19 protein-coding genes are annotated in these 17,781 nt (G+C 74.3%); 13 read left to right on the top strand and 6 right to left on the bottom strand.

The features are described 5' to 3' along the window. Positions 1-45: 45 nt before the first annotated feature. Entirely contained in the window at positions 46-789 is a 744-nt protein-coding gene (locus OG417_RS23050) for a class I SAM-dependent methyltransferase (protein WP_329259703.1), read from the bottom strand. Positions 790-939: 150 nt separating this feature from the next. On the opposite strand from OG417_RS23050, the gene OG417_RS23055 reads away from it, so the two are divergent. Beyond that, on the top strand, positions 940-1,461 hold the full coding sequence (locus OG417_RS23055; protein WP_329259706.1) for a GNAT family N-acetyltransferase: 522 nt from the start codon (positions 940-942) through the stop codon (positions 1,459-1,461). Between the two features lie 63 nt (positions 1,462-1,524). Here OG417_RS23055 and OG417_RS23060 read toward each other — a convergent pair whose 3' ends face one another. Continuing rightward, positions 1,525-4,023, bottom strand: a complete 2,499-nt coding sequence (locus OG417_RS23060) for an ABC transporter permease (RefSeq protein WP_329259709.1) — start codon at positions 4,021-4,023, stop codon at positions 1,525-1,527. After that, positions 4,020-4,778 (bottom strand): ABC transporter ATP-binding protein, encoded by a 759-nt coding sequence (locus OG417_RS23065; RefSeq protein WP_329259712.1) that lies wholly within the window; start codon positions 4,776-4,778, stop codon positions 4,020-4,022. Before OG417_RS23065 ends, OG417_RS23060 begins: the two co-directional genes overlap by 4 nt. 374 nt (positions 4,779-5,152) lie before the next feature. On the opposite strand from OG417_RS23065, the gene uraD reads away from it, so the two are divergent. From uraD to alc, 9 genes are all read left to right on the top strand, one after another. Then, complete coding sequence (gene uraD / locus OG417_RS23070; protein ID WP_329259715.1) at positions 5,153-5,614, top strand: 2-oxo-4-hydroxy-4-carboxy-5-ureidoimidazoline decarboxylase; 462 nt, start codon at positions 5,153-5,155, stop codon at positions 5,612-5,614. Positions 5,615-5,678: 64 nt separating this feature from the next. Then, on the top strand, positions 5,679-5,987 hold the full coding sequence (gene uraH / locus OG417_RS23075) for a hydroxyisourate hydrolase (RefSeq protein WP_329259718.1): 309 nt from the start codon (positions 5,679-5,681) through the stop codon (positions 5,985-5,987). Between the two features lie 2 nt (positions 5,988-5,989). Beyond that, entirely contained in the window at positions 5,990-6,856 is an 867-nt protein-coding gene (gene pucL / locus OG417_RS23080) for a factor-independent urate hydroxylase (RefSeq protein WP_329259721.1), read from the top strand. A 13-nt stretch (positions 6,857-6,869) separates the two neighbouring features. Further along, the gene (locus OG417_RS23085; protein WP_329259724.1) at positions 6,870-7,745 is read left to right on the top strand and encodes an FAD binding domain-containing protein; all 876 of its coding nucleotides are present in this window, start codon (positions 6,870-6,872) and stop codon (positions 7,743-7,745) included. Continuing rightward, on the top strand, positions 7,745-8,215 hold the full coding sequence (locus OG417_RS23090) for a (2Fe-2S)-binding protein (protein ID WP_329262472.1): 471 nt from the start codon (positions 7,745-7,747) through the stop codon (positions 8,213-8,215). Before OG417_RS23085 ends, OG417_RS23090 begins: the two co-directional genes overlap by 1 nt. Beyond that, complete coding sequence (locus OG417_RS23095) at positions 8,212-9,561, top strand: 8-oxoguanine deaminase (RefSeq protein ID WP_329259727.1); 1,350 nt, start codon at positions 8,212-8,214, stop codon at positions 9,559-9,561. The genes OG417_RS23090 and OG417_RS23095 overlap by 4 nt, the downstream gene beginning before the upstream one ends. Continuing rightward, entirely contained in the window at positions 9,558-10,742 is a 1,185-nt protein-coding gene (locus tag OG417_RS23100; protein WP_442875715.1) for a glycerate kinase, read from the top strand. The genes OG417_RS23095 and OG417_RS23100 overlap by 4 nt, the downstream gene beginning before the upstream one ends. Further along, a complete protein-coding gene (allB, locus tag OG417_RS23105; protein WP_329259729.1) occupies positions 10,739-12,043 on the top strand; it encodes an allantoinase AllB in 1,305 nt (434 codons plus the stop codon). The genes OG417_RS23100 and allB overlap by 4 nt, the downstream gene beginning before the upstream one ends. A gap of 133 nt (positions 12,044-12,176) precedes the next feature. Then, positions 12,177-13,196, top strand: a complete 1,020-nt coding sequence (alc, locus tag OG417_RS23110) for an allantoicase (RefSeq protein ID WP_329259732.1) — start codon at positions 12,177-12,179, stop codon at positions 13,194-13,196. Positions 13,197-13,199: 3 nt separating this feature from the next. Here the strand turns inward: alc and OG417_RS23115 are convergent, their stop codons facing one another. Continuing rightward, entirely contained in the window at positions 13,200-13,622 is a 423-nt protein-coding gene (locus tag OG417_RS23115; RefSeq protein ID WP_329259735.1) for a nuclear transport factor 2 family protein, read from the bottom strand. Then, positions 13,619-14,053, bottom strand: coding sequence for a nuclear transport factor 2 family protein (locus tag OG417_RS23120; protein ID WP_329259738.1), 435 nt, complete (start codon positions 14,051-14,053; stop codon positions 13,619-13,621). Before OG417_RS23120 ends, OG417_RS23115 begins: the two co-directional genes overlap by 4 nt. Before the next feature lie 105 nt (positions 14,054-14,158). On the opposite strand from OG417_RS23120, the gene OG417_RS23125 reads away from it, so the two are divergent. Further along, on the top strand, positions 14,159-14,731 hold the full coding sequence (locus OG417_RS23125; RefSeq protein WP_329259740.1) for a TetR/AcrR family transcriptional regulator: 573 nt from the start codon (positions 14,159-14,161) through the stop codon (positions 14,729-14,731). 16 nt (positions 14,732-14,747) lie between these two features. On the opposite strand, the gene OG417_RS23130 is transcribed toward OG417_RS23125, so the two are convergent. After that, the gene (locus tag OG417_RS23130) at positions 14,748-15,926 is read right to left on the bottom strand and encodes a serine hydrolase domain-containing protein (RefSeq protein WP_329259743.1); all 1,179 of its coding nucleotides are present in this window, start codon (positions 15,924-15,926) and stop codon (positions 14,748-14,750) included. 180 nt (positions 15,927-16,106) lie between these two features. Here OG417_RS23130 and OG417_RS23135 point away from each other — a divergent pair, with 180 nt between their 5' ends. Beyond that, complete coding sequence (locus OG417_RS23135) at positions 16,107-17,021, top strand: NADP-dependent oxidoreductase (RefSeq protein WP_329259745.1); 915 nt, start codon at positions 16,107-16,109, stop codon at positions 17,019-17,021. 19 nt (positions 17,022-17,040) lie between these two features. Beyond that, a complete protein-coding gene (locus OG417_RS23140) occupies positions 17,041-17,781 on the top strand; it encodes an MBL fold metallo-hydrolase (protein WP_329259748.1) in 741 nt (246 codons plus the stop codon).

Raw genomic sequence — 17,781 nt, forward strand, 5'->3', positions numbered from 1 at the left:
CGCGCCGCCGCCGTACCGCGCCGCGACGTCGAACGGTCGCCTCGGTCAGCCGGCCCGCGTCGCGGTGAAGGTCAGCCGCACGTAGTCCACGACCGGCTCGTCCAGCCGCGCCGCCACGGCCTCCACGAAGGCGCGGTGCTCGGCCGGCGGGATCCGGTCCAGGTGCGCGCCGAGCACGACGATCGCCAGGTAGCTGTGGAACTGCTCGCCCGGCTCCAACCGCGCCGGGTCTTCCACCAGGGTGACCTCGACGTCGGTGAAGCCCGCGCGCTCGAGCCGTTCGCGCGTCTCCTCGGGGCCGGCGAAGTTCCACATGCCGGTGGGCTCGCCGAGCACGTCCTCGATGGCGGCCCGTACGCGCGCCACGTTGCCCTTTCCGCCGCAGTCGACGGCGAACCGGGCGCCCGGCCGGAGCGCGCGGGCGATGTTGGCGAACAGCGTGTCGTGGTCGTGGATCCAGTGGAAGGTCGCCACGCTGAAGGCCGCGTCGGCCGGTTCGGCGACGGGCAGCGGCGCGAGAAGGTCCGTTTGGATCGCCTCGACCCGGTCGAGCCGGCCGGCGAGCCGCTCACGCAGCCGCTGGAGCATCCGGGCCGATCCGTCGACGGCGACGACGCGGCCGTGGGGGAGCCGGTCGAGCAGCGCCTCGGTGTCGCGGCCGGTGCCGCAGCCGGCCTCCAGCACCGTCTCGTCACCGGCGAACGACAGCCGTTCGAGCGTGCGCCGTCCCCAGCGAAGGTGCGGCAGCGGGAGCGAGTCGTACGCGGCGGCGTCCCATTCTCGGAGCATCGTCATCACCTTGCCCTTCGCCGATCACCGTACTCGCAATCTCGGGGAATGAGAGAATCAGTCCCACCATTCAAGAATCCATCCATCGCGAGGCCCGTTCCCGGCGGGAAATCCGTTGACCTCCGCGAGGGGGATGGGGAGCCTGGCCGGATGCTGATCCGACGAGAGACGCCCGCGGACACCGCGGCGGTCCACGCCGTGACGTCCGCGGCGTTCGCCCGCCCCGGCTCGACCGGAGAGGTGACCGAGGCCCGCCTGCTGGGCGAGTTGCGCGCCTGCGACGCGTGGCTTCCCGCGCTGTCCCTCGTCGCGTGCGAGGGACGGGGCGGGGAGGTGCTCGGCCACGTCGTCTGCACGCGTGGCACCGTGGGCGCCGCGCCCGTCCTCGCGCTCGGCCCGCTGAGCGTCCGGCCGGGGGACCAGCGGCGTGGCGTCGGACTGGCGCTCGTGCACACCGTCCTGGGCGCGGCGGACGCCCTCGGCGAGCCACTGGTCGCGCTGCTCGGCAGCCCCGCCTACTACGGGCGGTTCGGCTTCCGTCCGTCGGCGGAGTACGGGATCACGCCGCCCGTCCCCGCGTGGGACACCCATTTCCAGGTGCGCGCCCTGTCGGCGTACGACGCCGGGGTCCGCGGAACGTTCGCCTACCCGGAGCCCTTCGACCGGGTCTGAGAGCCCGGAACCCCTCGCCCGCCGCGCGGCAGGGCGTGGGGTTCCGGGCGGTCTCTGCACGGCTCAGTCCGCGACCGCGCGCAGGATGTCCATCCGGGCGGCCCGGCGCGCCGGACGGAGCGCGGCCAGCACCCCGGCGAGCGCGCCGATGACGGCGATCACCACGAGCTGGACGGGTGGCGCGGCGAACGTCCCGTCCGTCGCCGCGCGGGCCAGCGCCCAGCCGGGCAGCAGGCCGATGGCGAGGCCGCCCGCCGTGCCGGACAGCGCGACGATGAGCGACTCTCCGCGGATCATCGATCGGATCTGGCCGCGCGTCGCGCCGACCGCGCGGAGCAGTCCGATCTCGCGGGTCCGCTCGTGCACCGACAGCGACAGCGTGTTGGCGATGCCGAGCAGCGCGATGACGATGGCGAGCGCCAGCATGACGTACACCAGGGTCAGCAGGGAGTTCACCCCGGACGCCTGGGCGTCGATGTAGTCCGCGCGCGTCCGCACATCGGGCGCGGAGTAGGGCCGGGCGGCCGCGGTGACCGCGCGTTCGCCCTCCGCCGTGCCGACCCCGGGCCGCAGGGCGATCAGCACGGTCGTGTCCCTCGGCTGCGGGTCGTGCGCGATCCAGTCCGCGCGGGGCATCAGGTAGTCGCCCGCCGGACCGCCCGGCGCGTACGTGCCGCCGACCGTGAGCGTGCGGCGGGTGCCGTCGGCGAACAGGACCGTCAGCGGGGTCCCGGTACGCCAGCCGTGCGCGCGGGCGACGGTCCGGGAGACCGCCAGCCGCCCCGGCGGCAGGCTCGCCGCCGACCCCAGGTCGAGCACCCGGCTCAGCGCCGCCGGGTCGGCGTAGGTGACGCGGACCGCCCGGCCGCCGATCCGCACGCCGCCGGTGCCCATGCCGGCGGCGACCCGGACCTGCGGCAGCCGGGCCACGTCTCCGGCGAGCCGCGGGTCGAACCCGCCGCCGATGGCGGAGCCCGTACTGATCACCAGGTCGCCGCCGAACGATCGCGCGACCGTGTCCCGCACCGATGTGCGAACGGACGCGGCGAGTACGGTGATCAGCGTGACCACGCCGATGCCGACCATCAGCGCGGTCGCCGCCCCCGCCACGCGTCGCGGCTCACGCGCCGTGCTCCGCCGGGCGAGCGCGCCGGTCACGCCCCGCAGCGGCGCGCCGAGCAGCGCGCCCGCGGGCCGCGCGGCGACCGGGCCGAGCACCACCACGCCCGCGACGCAGGCGACCGTGCCGAGGACGGCCATCACCATCGACCGCCCGGCCGCCGCCGAGACGGCGAGCAGCGCCAGGCCGGCCGCCGCGAGTGTCCCGCCGCAGACGGCGCGGACTCGGGACACGCCGGGCCGCTCCGCCTCGGTCGCGCGCATCGCGGCGACCGGCGGCGTACGGGACGCGCGGACCGCCGGGAGCAGGCACGACAGGACCGTGACCACGACCCCGGCCGTCACGGCGACGGCCACGGAGGTCGCCGTCACGACCAGCCCGCCGACCGGCAGGGAGGCGCCCATCGCGGTGAACACGCCCTCCAGCAGCGCCGCGAAGCCGAGCCCGCCGAACACCCCGGCCACCGACGCGGTCAGGCCGAGCACGAGCGCCTCGGCGATCACCGAGGCCAGCACCTGCCGCCGCGACGCCCCGACCGCCCGCAACAGCGCGGACTCCCGGCTCCGCTGGGCCACGGTGATCGCGAAGGTGTTGTGGATGCCGAGCATGCCCACGAGCAGCGCGATCCCGGCGAACGCCAGCAGGAACGCGCGGAACATGTCGAGGAAGCCCTTCGTCACCGCGTTCATGCCCTCCCGGCTGAGCGCCCGGCCGGTGATCGCCTCGGCACCCGCGGGGAGCACGCCCCGCAGCCGGCGGACCAGCTCGTCCTGCGACACCCCGCTCGCGGCGCGGATGGACACGCCGCTGACGCGGTCCGGCGTCCGCGCGACGTATTTCCGGGCGCCCTCCAGCGTGAACGCCGTGAACGACGTGCCGCCGAAGCCGTCCTGGTCGCCGAACTTCGCGATGCCGACGACGCGCACCGGCACCCGCTGCGGCGTGAGCACCGCCGTGGCGTCTCCGACGCGCAGCCGTCCCTGGACGGCGGTCGCGCGGTTGACCACGACCTCGTCGTCGGTGCGCGGCGCGCGGCCCTGGACCACGTGGTACGGGTTGAGCCGCGGGTCGGTGAGCCAGTTGCCGGCCGTCCTCGGCCCGAGCACCGCGATCGCCCGGCCGTCGTGGCCGAGCAACTGGCCCGAGCCGGTGATCACCGGCTCGGCGACCGCCACGCCCGGCACCCGGCGTACGAGGTCCACGACGCCCGCGTCGATCATGCCGCGCTCCCCGTCCGGCGTGTCGCTGACGTTGGCCGCGCCGCGCACGGAGGCGTCCGTCCCGGCGTAGGCCTGGTCGAAGAACCGCCCGATGCTCGCGTTCATCGTGTCGCCGAGCATGAGCGCCCCGGCGAGGAACGCGACCCCGAGGAAGACGGCGGCGAACGACCCAGCGAGGCGACGCCGGCGGGCCCACAGGCCCTTGAGCGCGATGCGCGTCACCGGTGCCTCCCCGTGGCCCCGGCCTCGAAGGCGCTCATGCGGTCGAGCACCGTACGGGCGGTCGGGCCCTCGACGCGGTCGCGGACCCGGCCGTCGGCGAGGAAGACCGCGGCGTCGGCGTACGAGGCCGCGACCGGGTCGTGCGTGACCATGACGATCGTCTGGCCGAGTTCGTCCACGGCCTCACGCAGGAAGGCCAGGATCTCCGCCCCGGCACGCGAGTCCAGGTTGCCGGTCGGCTCGTCGGCGAAGATGATCTGTGGCCGCGTGGCCAGCGCCCGCGCCACCGCCACCCGCTGCCGCTGGCCTCCGGACAGCTCGGCGGGCCGGTGCGAGAGCCGGTCGCCGAGCCCGACCGTGGCGACCACGGCGTCGATCCAGGCCCGGTCGGGCCGCGTGCCCGCGAGCGTCAGCGGGAGGGTGATGTTCTCTTCCGCGTCGAGGGCGGGCAGCAGGTTGAACGACTGGAACACGAACCCGATCCGTTCGCGCCGCAGCACGGTCAGCTGCCGGTCCGACAGCGACCCCAGTTCGACGTCGCCGATGAACACCTGCCCGGAGGACAACGTGTCCAGCCCGGCGACGCAGTGCATCAGCGTCGACTTCCCGGCGCCGGACGGTCCCATGATCGCGGTGAATCGCCCGGCGTCGAACGCGAGCGTCACGTCGTCGACCGCCCGTACCTCCGCCGCCCCTGACCCGTATACCTTGGTGGCGCCCACCGCTCGTGCCGCGGCGCTCCGTTCGCCCGTCATCTCGTCTCTCCTCCTCGGGGGGTCTGCCCGAGGGTCCAGGCACGGCACCGCCGGTGTCGTCCCGCGGAAAGCGGTACCTGCGCTGCGCCCGGCAGGGTAGGCGCTCCCGGGACCGGCTACGCCACCGGGCGTATCCGCCGACCTCGTGAGCGGGGAGCGGCCGGTCGCGGCGGCGGGGCTCTTCCACGAACGGGTGAAGGCACTCAACGGCCGGACGGGGCGGATCGGCCGGTTCCGCGCGCCGTGGACGGGGCATGCTCGCCGCGACACGGGAAAAGTTGCCGTGATCAGGTGGTCCGGTTCGGCGTTTCTCCGCTGGACCGCCGCTCATCCGGGTGTGTGTACTGGCATGACCCGAACGTGAGGAGGGCACGGTGCGGTTCGACGGCCTGTCCCGCGCGGACGCCGAGGCGGAGCTGCTGGCGTGCTGCGCGTCGCGGCGCTGGGCGGCGGCCGTGGCCGGCGGACGGCCGTACGGCTCGGCGGAGCGGCTGCTGGCCGCGGCGGGTCGCGCGGTGCGCGACCTGGACTGGCCGGACGTCGAAGAGGCCCTCCACGCCCACCCGCGGATCGGCGAGCGCACCGCTTCGGCCCTGTCGCGCCAGGAGCAGGCGGGCGTCGGCGACGGCGACCGGGCGGCGTTCGCCGCGGCCAACGCCGAGTACGAGGAGCGGTTCGGCCACGTCTTCCTCATCCGCGCCGGCGGGCGGAGCGCCGCCGAGATGCTCGCCGAGCTGCGGGAACGCCTCGGCAACGACCCGGCGAAGGAGCGCGAGGTCGTGCGCGGGGAGCTGGCCGAGATCACCGAGCTGAGGCTGAGAAAGCTGGTCACATGAGCGAACGAGTGAGCGAATCGGCAGTGCGGCCTCCCCGGGACTCTCCTCCGGCGAAGGAGGGCACATGACTCTTTCCACCCACGTTCTCGACGCCGCGAAGGGGCGTCCGGCGTCCGGCGTTCCGGTGCGCCTGGAAAGCCGTGACGGCGACGGGTGGCGGCACGTCGCCGACGCCCGTACCGACGAGGACGGCCGGGTGCGCGGCCTGCCCGCACCCGGTGAGGGCGTCCACCGGCTCGTCTTCGACACCGCCGGCCATTCGGACTTCTACCCCGAGGTGGCCGTGGCCTTCACGGTCACCGACCCCGGCGAGCACTACCACGTGCCGCTGCTGCTCAGCCCGTACGCCTACTCGACCTACCGGGGGAGCTGACCATGTCACGGAGCCGGCTCGGCCCGAACCGCTACGGCAAGGCGGAGACCCACGTCGTCCGCGTGACCAGGGACGGCGACGTCCACCACCTCCGGGACCTCACGGTGAGCGTCGCGCTGTCCGGCGCCATGGAGGCGGTCCACCTGACCGGGGACAACTCCGCCGTCCTCACGACGGACGCGCAGAAGAACACCGTCTTCGCGTTCGCCCGCAAGCACGGCGTCGACTCGCCCGAGGCGTTCGGGCTGCTGCTCGCCCGGCACTTCGTCGGCTCGCAACCGAGCATCCACCACGCACGCGTGTCGATCGAGGAGCACCTCTGGGACCGGATCGGGGGTGGGCGGCACTCCTTCGTCCGCCGGGGCGGCGAGACCCGCACCGCGCTCATCCACCACGACGACGAGGCCACGCACGTCGTGTCCGGCATCAGGGACCTCGTCGTGCTCAACTCCACCGACTCGGAGTTCTGGGGGTACGTCAAGGACGAGTACACGACGCTGCCGGAGACCCGGGACCGGATCCTGGCCACGGAGGTGGCCGCGCAGTGGCGGTACACGTCGGCCGAGGCGGACTGGGAGGGGTCCTACCCCGAGGCGCGGCGGCACCTGCTGGAGGCCTTCGCCGGCACCTACAGCCTGTCCCTGCAGCAGACCCTGTACGCCATGGGCGACCGGCTCCTCGACGGGATGCCGGAGGTCTGCGAGGTGCGCCTGTCGCTGCCGAACCGGCACCACTTCGCCGTCGACCTCGAGCCGTTCGGCCTGGACAATGAGAACGAGGTCTTCTTCGCGGCGGACCGGCCGTACGGGCTGATCGAGGGCGCCGTCGTCCGCGACGGCGCGCCCGACGCCGGCCCCGCCTGGAGCTGACCCGGGAGCCGCCATGGAATTTCTGCAGCCCACGACCTGGGATGAGGCGCTCGCCGCGAAGGCCGAGCACCCGGAGGCCGTCCCGATCCAGGGCGGCACCGACGTCATGGTCGAGCTGAACTTCGACGTCCGCCGCCCGGAGTACCTGCTCGACCTGGGCCGGGTCGCCGGGCTGGACCGCTGGGAGCAGGCCGGGGACCGGCTGCGGATCGGCGCCGGCGTGACGTACGCGCGGATCATCGGTGAGCTCGGCGACCGCCTGCCCGGCCTGGCCCAGGCGGCCCGCACCGTGGGGTCGCCGCAGATCCGCAACCGCGGCACGGTCGGCGGCAACCTGGGCGCCGCGTCCCCGGCCGGCGACGGCCATCCGCCGCTGCTCGCCGGCGACGCCGTGGTGGAGGCCGAGTCGCGGCGCGGCATCCGCATGATCGCGGCGACCGACTTCTACCGGGGCGTCAAGCGGAGCGCGCTGGAGCCCGACGAGCTGATCCGCGCGTTCTGGCTGGCACCCGCCACCGGCCCGCAGTACTTCTCCAAGATCGGCACGCGGAACGCCATGGTGATCGCGGTCTGCTCGTTCGCCCTCGCGCTGCACCCGGGGGAGCGCCGCGTCGGCACCGGCATCGGCTCCGCCGCGCCCACGCCGATCCGGGCGACCGCCGCCGAGGACCTCCTGGCCCGCGAGCTCGACTGGGACGCTCCGCTGGACGAGTCCGTGGTGCGGGAGTTCGGCGAGCTCGTCGGGGCCGCGGCCACACCGATCGACGACGTGCGCGGCACCGCCGCCTACCGCCGGCACGCGCTCGCGGTGATGGCGCGCCGCACGCTGACCTGGGCGTGGCGCGACCACCGCGCGCCACATGAGGATCCCGGAAGGGGGGCCGCGTGATGCGGGTGAGCTTCACGGTCAACGGCTCGCGCGAGACCGTGGACGGCGTCTGGGAGGGCGAGAGCCTGTTGTACGTCCTGCGTGAGCGCATGGGCCTGCCCGGCTCGAAGAACGCCTGTGAACAGGGCGAATGCGGCTCGTGCACGGTCTACCTCGATGGCGCCCCGGTGTGCGCGTGCCTCGTCGCCGCCGGTCAGGCGCAGGGCCGTCAGGTCCGTACGGTCGAGGGCCTCGCCGAGGGCGACCGGCTGGCGCCGATCCAGCAGGCGTTCGTGGACGCGGGCGCGGTGCAGTGCGGATTCTGCACGCCGGGCCTGCTGGTCCAGGCACACGATCTGCTCGAACGCCGTCCGGACCCGTCGGACGCGGAGATCCGCGAGGCGTTGGCTGGCAATCTGTGCCGTTGTACCGGTTATGAGAAAATTCTCGACGCCGTACGGCTCGCGGCGGCGCGGAAGGCGGGAACATGACGGACGGCGCGATCGTCATCGAGAACGCCCACGTCGCGCCGGTGCGCGGTCCGGAGATCGCGGGCGGCCACGTGGTGGTCGAGGGCGACCGGATCACCGCCGTAGGCGCCGGCCCGGCGCCCGTGACCGGCGCGGCGCGCCGGATCGACGCGAGCGGCTGCCTGGTGACGCCCGGCCTGGTCAACACCCACCACCACCTCTACCAGTGGGCCACGCAGGGGCTCTTCCAGGACGCCACGCTGTTCGACTGGCTCACCGGGCTGTACGACACGTGGGCCGGGATCGACGCGGAGGTCGTGTACGACGCGGCCACCGCCGGGCTCGGCTGGCTGGCGCTCGGCGGCTGCACGACCACCACCGACCACCACTACGTGTTCCCCCGGGGCCGGGGCGACCTGTTCGACGCCGAGGTGCGCGCGGCGCGGGAGCTGCACGTCCGCTTCCACCCGACGCGGGGCTCGATGGACCGGGGCCGCTCCGACGGCGGCCTGCCGCCGGACGAGATCGTTGAGGACCGCGAGCAGATCCTCGTGGCCACCGAGGCGGCCATCGACACCTACCACGACCCGTCGTTCTCCTCCATGCTGCGCGTGGCCGTCGCCCCGTGCTCGCCGTTCTCGGTGACCGAGGAGCTGATGAGCGAGGCCGCCGCCCTCGCCCGCCGCAAGGGCGTGCGCCTGCACACCCACCTCGCCGAGACCCTCGACGAGGAAGAACACTGCCGGGAGCAGTTCGGGTGCACGCCCGGCGAGTACATGGAAAAGCTCGGCTGGCTCGGCCCCGACGTCTGGTTCGCGCACTGCGTGCACCTGCACGACGCCGACATCCGGAGGTTCGCCGCGACCGGCACCGGCACCGCGCACTGCCCGACCTCCAACGGGCGGCTCGGCTCGGGCGTCGCCCGGGTGAGCGAGCTGCTGGCGGCGGGCGCACCGGTCGGCCTCGGTGTGGACGGCTCCGCCTCCAGCGAGCTGACCTCCCCGGCCGGGGAGATGCGCCAGGCCCTGCTGTTCCAGCGCGCGGTGCACGGGCCCGCGGCGCTCACCGCCCGGCAGGCGCTGGAGCTGGGCACCCTCGGCGGCGCGGCGTGCCTCGGCCGGCAGGACGAGATCGGCACCCTCGAACCCGGAAAGCTCGCCGACCTGGCCGTGTGGCGCGTCGACGGCTACCGCGCGGCCGTCGAGGACCCGGTCTGCGCCCTCGTCTTCGGCCCCGCGCCGCCGCTCGACCTGCTGCTCGTCGGTGGTCGTACGGTGGTCGAGCGCGGAGAGCTGCGCACCACCACGGCGGACCCCGCGCAGGCGGGCGTACGGGCCCGCCGCCGGCTGATCGGAGATCGTAGGTGAGCGACGGACGGCACATGCTCCCGGGGACGGGCCAGGTCGTGCTAATCGCACCGGACAAGTTCAAGGGGTCGCTCGGCGCGCCGGAGGTGGCGCGGCGCATCGGCGCGGGCCTGCGGCGCGCCCGGCCGGAGGTGCCCCTGCTGGAGCTGCCCGTGGCCGACGGCGGGGACGGCACGGTGGACGCGGCGGTCGCGGCCGGCTTCGCGCGCGTGCGCGCGGAGGTGAGCGGCCCGACCGGTGAGCCCGTCACGGCCTCCTACGCCGTCCGCGGCGACGTGGCGGTGGTGGAGCTGGCGGAGGCCTCCGGCCTGCGGCACCTGCCCGGCGGGCGGCTCGCGCCGCTGACCGCCTCCAGCCGGGGCACCGGAGAGCTGATCGGCGACGCCGTACGCCGGGGCGCACGGCGCGTGGTGCTCGGCCTGGGCGGCAGCGCCTGCACGGACGGCGGCGCGGGCATGGCGGCCGCGCTCGGCGCCCGCCTGCTCGACGCGGACGGGCGGGAACTGCCGCCGGGCGGCGCCGCGCTGCGCGACCTCGACCGCGTCGACGCCACCGTCCTGCGCGAGCGGATGCGCGGCGTCACCGTGGTGGTCGCGAGCGACGTGGACAGCCCGCTGCTCGGGCCGGACGGCGCCGCGCACGTGTTCGGGCCGCAGAAGGGCGCCGGGCCCCACGACGTGGACCTGCTGGAACAGGCCCTGACCCGGCTCGACGCGGTGGTCCGCCGCGACCTTGGCGTGAGCGCGGCGGAGCGGCCCGGCGCCGGCGCGGCGGGCGGTGCGGGCTTCGGCGCGATGGCGTTCTGCTCCGCGACCGTCGAGCCCGGCATCACGTACCTGCTCGACCTGCTCGGCTTCTCCGACCATCTCGCGGACGCGCGTCTCGTCATCACCGGCGAGGGCGCGCTGGACCACCAGACGCTGCGCGGCAAGGCCCCGGCGGGCGTCGCGCGGGCGGCGGCGGGTGCCGGTGTGCCGGTGCTGGCCGTCGCCGGGCGCAGCACGCTGTCGGAGGAGGAGCTGCGGGCCGCCGGCTTCCTCGGCGCGTACGCCCTCACCGACATCGAGCCCGACCCCGCCCGGTGCATGCGGGAGGCGGGTCCCCTGCTCGAACGCCTCGCCGAGCGGGTCGGCCGGCTCTGGCTGGACGACCTGCGCGACGACACCGCCGTGATGCCGTGACCCAGGGGTACGACCTGGTCGTCCGTTCCCGTCGTGCGGTGCTGCCGGACGGGGAGCGGCCGGCGGCGGTCGCGGTGCGCGAGGGCCGGATCGCCGCGGTGGCCGTGTACGACGCGCCGCTCACCGCGCGGGAGGACGTCGACCTCGGCGACCGCGCGCTGCTGCCCGGCCTGGTCGACAGCCACGTGCACGTCAACGAGCCGGGCCGGACGGAGTGGGAGGGGTTCGCCACCGCGACGCGGGCCGCGGCGGCCGGCGGGGTGACCACGATCGTCGACATGCCGCTGAACGCGCTGCCGCCGACCGTCACCGCCGGCGCCCTCGCGGTCAAGCGGGCCGCCGCCGAGGGGCGCGGCGCGGTCGACGTCGGATTCTGGGGCGGGGCGGTCCCGGGCAACCGCCCGGAGCTGCGCGCGTTGCACGACGCGGGCGTGTACGGCTTCAAGTGTTTCCTGTCGCCGTCGGGCGTCGAGGAGTTCCCCGCGCTGGACGAGGCGGGGCTGCGCGAGGCCATGACGGAGATCGCGGGCTTCGGCGGACTGCTGATCGCGCACGCCGAGGATCCCGGGCACCTGTCGGAGCCCGGCGGGCCCGGGTACGCGGAGTTCCTGGCGTCCCGGCCGCCGGAGGCGGAGGGGGCGGCGATCGCGCGGGTCGCCCGGCTCGCCGCCGAGACCGGCTGCCGCGCGCACATCGTGCACCTGTCCGACGCCGGGTCGCTGCCGCTGCTGGCCGAGTGGCGGGCCCGCGGCGCGCGGATCAGCGCCGAGACCTGCCCGCACTACCTGACGCTCACCGCGGAGCAGGTGCCCGAGGGCGGCACCGAGTACAAGTGCTGCCCGCCGATCCGGGACGCGCGGAACCGCGAGGGGCTGTGGCGCGGCCTGACGGACGGGCTGATCGGCTGCGTCGTCTCCGACCACTCGCCGTGCGTGCCGGAGCTGAAGAAGGGCGGTTTCGACACCGCCTGGGGCGGGATCTCCTCGCTGCAGCTCGGCCTGCCGGTGATCTGGACCGCGGCGCGCGCCCGCGGCCACGGCCTGCCCGACGTCGCGCGCTGGATGGCCTCCGGCCCGGCGGAGCTGACCGGGCTCACCGGCAAGGGACGCATCGCGGAGGGGTACGACGCCGACCTCGTCGCCTTCGCCCCGGACCGGAGGTTCGTCGTCGACCCCGGCGCGCTGCGCCAGCGGCACCCCGTCACGCCGTACGCGGGGACGACCCTGACCGGCGCGGTGGAGAGGGTGTGGCTGCGCGGCGAGGCGCCCGGGCACGGCCGGCTGCTGCGGAGGCGCCCATGACCGAGCGAAGCGAGGGAATCAAAAGACGCGCCCCTGTGGTCACACTCTCCGACGAAGGAGGGCTCATGACCGCGCGGAGCGAGGGAATCGAAGACGCGCCCCTGTGGTCACACTCTCCGACGAAGGAGGACTCATGACCGCGCGGAGCGAGATCTTCACCGACCTGCCGGACCTCGCCGTACGCACGCTCGGCGGCACGGTGATGGCGGCGAGCGACGAGTCGTTCGCGCCCAAGGAGAACCTCCTCAACCCCGGGCCGGCCGGCTTCCGCGAGCAGACCTTCGGTGCCAAGGGCCAGGAGTACGACGGCTGGGAGACCCGGCGGCGCCGCTCGCCGGGCCACGACTGGGCGGTCGTCCGGCTCGGCCTGCCGGGCGTGATCCGTGGCGTGGTCGTCGACACCGCCTGGTTCAAGGGCAACCACCCGCACGAGGCGATGGTGGAGGCGTGCGCGGCCGAGGGGTACCCGTCCGCCGAGGAGCTGTCCGGCTGGACCGAGATCGTGCCCAGGAGCCCGCTGACCGGCGACGCGGCGCGGGAGTTCGCGGTCGCGGACGAGCGGCGCTTCACCCACGTGCGCCTGAACATCTTCCCCGACGGCGGCGTGGCCCGGCTGCGGGTGCACGGTGAGGTCGTGCCGGACCCGCGGCTGCTCACCGGGCTGACCGTCGACCTCGCCGCGCTCGCCAACGGCGCCGCCGTCGTCGGCTGCTCCGACATGTTCTACTCCTCGCCGGCGAACCTCATCATGCCGGGCCTCGCGCGGCACCAGGCCGAGGGCTGGGAGACCGCCCGCCGCCGCGACGGGGGCAACGACTGGGTCATTCTGCGCCTGGCCGGCCCGGGCGTCGTCGAGCTGGCCGAGCTGGACACCGCGAACCTGCGCTTCAACGCGCCGGCGGAGGCGCGGATCCGCGGCGCGGACGCGCGTACGGCGTCGTTGGAGGATGAGGCGGCCTGGTTCGACGTGCTGCCGCGCACCCGGCTGCAACCCGACACCGCGCACCGCTTCCGAGTCGAGGCCGGCCGTCCGATCACGCACGCCCGCGTCGACATCTACCCCGACGGCGGCCTCGCCCGCGTACGGCTGCACGGCTCGCTGACCGCCGACGGCGAACGCGACCTGCTCGGCCGCTGGCGGGCCCGGCGCTGAGTCTCAGAGCCACCGGTCCTCGGCGACCAGCGAGCCGAGCCGTCCGGTGGCGGCGGCGAAGGCCACGTGGTCGGCGTAGTCGCGGGACTCGACGATCAGACCGTCGCGTACGCGCATGACGAAGACGTTCGGCACGGTGAACCGCCGGCCGGTCGTGGTGACCCGGCCCTCGTACGCGAACTCACCGATGATCACCTCAGGGTCGGCCGTCTCGTGCACGACGACGTCACGCGCGGTCATCGTGACGCCCATCCCGGCGCCCGCCGCGAAGTGCCGCCGGAGCGCCTCGCGGCCGATCAGCGGCTCACCGGCGGGGGCGAACGGATGGGTCACGAAGGCGTCCTCGGCGTACAGGGCGGGCAGGTCCTCCCACCGGCCGTGCGTCACTCCGTCGACGACGCGTTCGAAGACCTCGCGCGGCGTCACGCCGCCTCACCGCCGGCCGCCTCGACCAGGGCGGCCAGGCCGCCGGTCATGCGGGCGATCGCCAGGTGGTCGTGGTAGTCGCGGGTGGCCGTGATCAGGCCGTCGCGGACGCGGAGCACCTGGATGTTGGCGGCGGTCGTGGTGCCCTCGCTGCCGGTGATCTCGTAGTCGAACTCCGCCACGACGACCTCCGGGTCGGTCGTCTCGTGGATCACCACGTGGTGCGCGACGAGGCGCAGGCCCATGGCGGCGGCGCCGGCGAAGTGCGCGCGGATGGTCTCGCGGCCCTCGATGCGGCCGGGCGCGGCGGACACGAAGGGCTGCTCGACCACGGCGTCCTCGGCGTACAGGTCGGCGAGGTCGTGCCAGCGCCCCTCCGAGATGCCCCGGCTGAGGCGTTCGAACACCGCACGTGGACTGGTTTCGGACATGGGAAACTCCTTGGTGTACGAGAAAGAGCCAGAATCGGAGTGACCGCTCCGATAAGTCCCGGACCATACGGAGTGGAGACTCCACTTGTCAATGAGAGAGTCGCGGTGACACAGCCGCAGCCCCAGCCGCGGACCGGCCGGCCGCTGCGCGCCGACGCGTTGCGCAACCGGCTCAAGGTTCTGGAGGCCGCCGAGGAGGTGTTCGACGCGCGCGGGACGACCGCCTCCACCGAGGAGGTCGCGCGCGCCGCGGGCGTGGGCATCGGCACGGTCTTCCGGCACTTCCCGACCAAGGAGGCGCTCCTGGAGGCGGTGTACGTCTCCCGCCTGCGCAAACTGGCCGAGGAGGCCGAGGCGCTGGCCTCCGCCGAGGACCCCGGCGCGGCGTTCTTCACGTACTTCACCCGCGTGGTCGGTTACGCCGCGACCAAGAACGCCCTCTCGGCGGCGCTGACGGAGGCGGGCGTGGACGTGCCCGAGAGCGGGCAGGGGCTGAAGCAGGCTCTCGCCACGCTGCTGTCCCGCGCCCAGGACGCCGGGGCGGTCCGCGGCGACGTGGGCCTGCCGGAGGTGATGGCGCTGCTGGTCGGCGCCTCACAGGCCGCCGAGCGCGCCCACGGCGAGGTCCGCGACCGGGCCCTGAACGTCGTCTTCGACGGCCTCCGCGCGAACCGCTAGCGGGCCGCAGGAACGGTCAGCCGGAGAGGGCCATCGTGGCGAGGTGGCGGTTGATGCCGTTGACGTCGGTGGTCTGGACGTTGCTGAGCACGACGACCGCGATGTCGTCGTCGGGCAGGTAGCCGTTGCTCGTGTGGTATCCCTGCAGCAGGCCCGGATGGTAGACGTAGCGGTGGCCCTTGAGCTTGTCGATGAGCCAGCCGAAGCCGTACGCGCTGGAGGGTGAGTCGAGGCAGCCGCCCGACGGGCAGGGCGCCTGCGGGCTGAGCGCCTCCTTGACCGTCGCGGCGGGCGCGACCTTGTCGGCGCCGAACGCCCGGTTCCAGCGGCTGAGGTCGTCCACGTTGGAGTACACCCCGCCCGCGGCGTTCGCCTGGGAGCCGTTGATCGGCGGCGCCGGGTCGCCGAGCTTGAGGTAGCCCTTGGCGTACCCGGCGGGCGGGTAGCCGTTGGTGTAACCGGTGTGGTCGAGCCCGAGCGGGCCGGTGATGTCGTCGTGCAGGACGGTGCCGAACGGCTTCTTGGCGACCTTCTCGACGATCGCGCCGGCGAGGATGTAGCCGGAGTTGCTGTACTTCCAGTTCGTGCCGGGCTTGAAGTCGAGCGGTTTGTGCTCGAACCGCCGGATGATCTCCTGAGTCGTCGTGGGCTTCGACAACTTGGGGAAAAAGTCCGGCATTTCGGAGATATCGGGGATCCCGGATGTGTGGTTGAGGATCTCCTTGATCGTGATGGACTTCCACGCCTTCGGGCACGACTTCACGTACGTGGGCACGAGGTACGGGCAGATCTTGTCGCTCAGCCGCAGCCGCCCCCGGTCGCGCTGCTTGAGCACCAGCATCGCCGTGAACTGCTTGCTCACCGAGGCGAGGCGGAAGATCGTGTCCGGGCGGTTCGGGATGTTCTTGGCCTCGTCGGCCTTCCCGGCGGCGAAACGCGTCAGCACCTGCCCGTGGCGGACCACGATCGCCGCGCCGGTGAACTTCTTGTCGGCCGCGAGCCCCTTGAGGTAGGACGTCATCGCCGCCCCCGTCTTGTCACCCGGGGGAGCGGGAGAGGTGGCCAGCGGGTCCGGGGCGTGCCCCCGGCGGGCGGCGGGCGGGGTGGCCGCGCCACCCCCGCCGCCGGAGCCGCTGCAGCCCACGGCCGCGGTGAGGACCGCGCACACCGCGACGGCGGATCGACCGACACGCACATTCACCATGGTTCCCCCGCAGCCTGTCGCCCGCACCGTACGAACGTCCCAAGAATCCTCCACCGCCACGTCCGGCAGGCTACCCGTGGTCGCGGAAAGTGGGATCATGGGCCGATTCCGGGGGATGAGCCTCGACGGCCAGGGGTATGGACCGTCCGCGTTGACGTTTCGGGGGGATGCATGCGCGCTGTCACCGTGACCGGCTTCGGAGCCGAACCCGAGGTGACCGACCAGCCGGTGCCCGCGCCCGGCCCCGGTGAGGTGCTGGTGCGGCTGACCGCCGCCGGGCTGAACCCGTTCGACTGGAAGGTCATCGACGGTATCGTCCCGGACGCGAGGTTCCCGCTGATCATCGGCACCGACGGCGCGGGCACCGTCGAGCGGGTCGGCGCCGACGTCGCCGGCTTCCAGCCGGGCGACGCGGTCTTCGGGCAGTTCGCCAAGGTCGAGGAAGGGCGCGGATCGTACGCCGAGCTGGCCGTCGCGTCCCAGGACGCGATCGCCGCGGCCCCGCGCACGGTCGCGCTGAGCGAGGCCGCCGCCGTGCCCACCGCGGGCATGACCGCGCTCAACCTCGTCGACCGGGTCGCCGCGACCGGCGCCGGGCGGCTGCTGGTGGTCGGCGCCACCGGAGGCGTCGGCACCTTCGCGACGCAGCTCGCCTCCGCGCGCGGCATCGCCGTCGTCGCCACCGCGGCGAAGGACAAGGCCGACCTGATGCACGCCCTGGGCGCCATGGAGGTGGTCGACCACACCGCGGGCCCGATCGCCGGCCAGGTCGACCCCCCGGTGGACGCCGTCATCGACCTGGCGAGCGACACCGATCGGCTGCGCGCGCTGCTGCCGGTGATCCGCCCCGGCGGCATGATCCTCAGCCCGGTCTTCGCGGTGCCGGACGGCGGCCTGCCGGGGGTCGAGGCGGCCAACTTCAGCAGCGCCGCGAGCGCCGACCTCCTCGAACGCCTCGCCCGCGAGATCGACGCCGGGCACGTCAGGGTGGTCATCGGCGACACGGTGACACTTTCCCAGGCGCCCGGCGCCCTGGCGCGCAGCCGCGCCGGAAGGGCGCGCGGAAAGACCGTCATCGTGATCTGAGCCGCGATAATCGGGGCCCATGGACGACGTCACCGAGATCCGTGCGGGCGTGCACCTCGCCCGCGGGAGCAACACCAACTGGGTCATCCTCACCGAGGGCGACGCGGCCACGCTCGTGGACACCGGCTATCCCGGCGACCGTGAGCGGGTCCTCGCCTCCCTGGCCGCGGTGGGGCGCCGGCCCGAGGACCTCGCGGCCGTCCTCATCACGCACGCGCACTCCGACCACCTCGGCTCCGCGGAGTACCTCCGTACGACGTACGGCGTTCCCGTGCTGATGCACGAGAAGGAGGTCCCGCACGCCCGGCGTGAGTTCCTCCACCAGGTCTCCGTCGGCCAGATCGCGCAGAACGCCTGGCGTCCGGGTGTGCTGCCGTGGGCGGTGCGCGCGGTCCGTTCGGGCGGCCTCACGGACGTACGCGTCGCGGAGCCGCAGGCGTTCCCGGCCGCGCTGGACCTGCCCGGCCGACCGGTGCCGGTGCACACGCCCGGCCACACGGCGGGCCACTGCGCGTACCACCTGCCGGACGCCGGAGTCCTGCTCACCGGCGACGCGCTCGTCGCCGGCCATCCCACCTCACGCGCCCGGGGGCCGCAGCTGCTGCCCGGGTACTTCCACCACGACCGCGACGAGGCGCTGGCGAGCCTGCGGGCGATGGGGCGGCTCGACGCGGACGTCCTGCTGCCCGGCCACGGGCCGGCCCACGACGGCTCCGCCGCCACGGCGACCGAGCACGCCCGCCGCCTGGCCTCGGCGTAG

The organism is Actinoallomurus sp. NBC_01490 (assembly GCF_036227085.1).
GTDB lineage: Bacteria > Actinomycetota > Actinomycetes > Streptosporangiales > Streptosporangiaceae > Actinoallomurus > Actinoallomurus oryzae.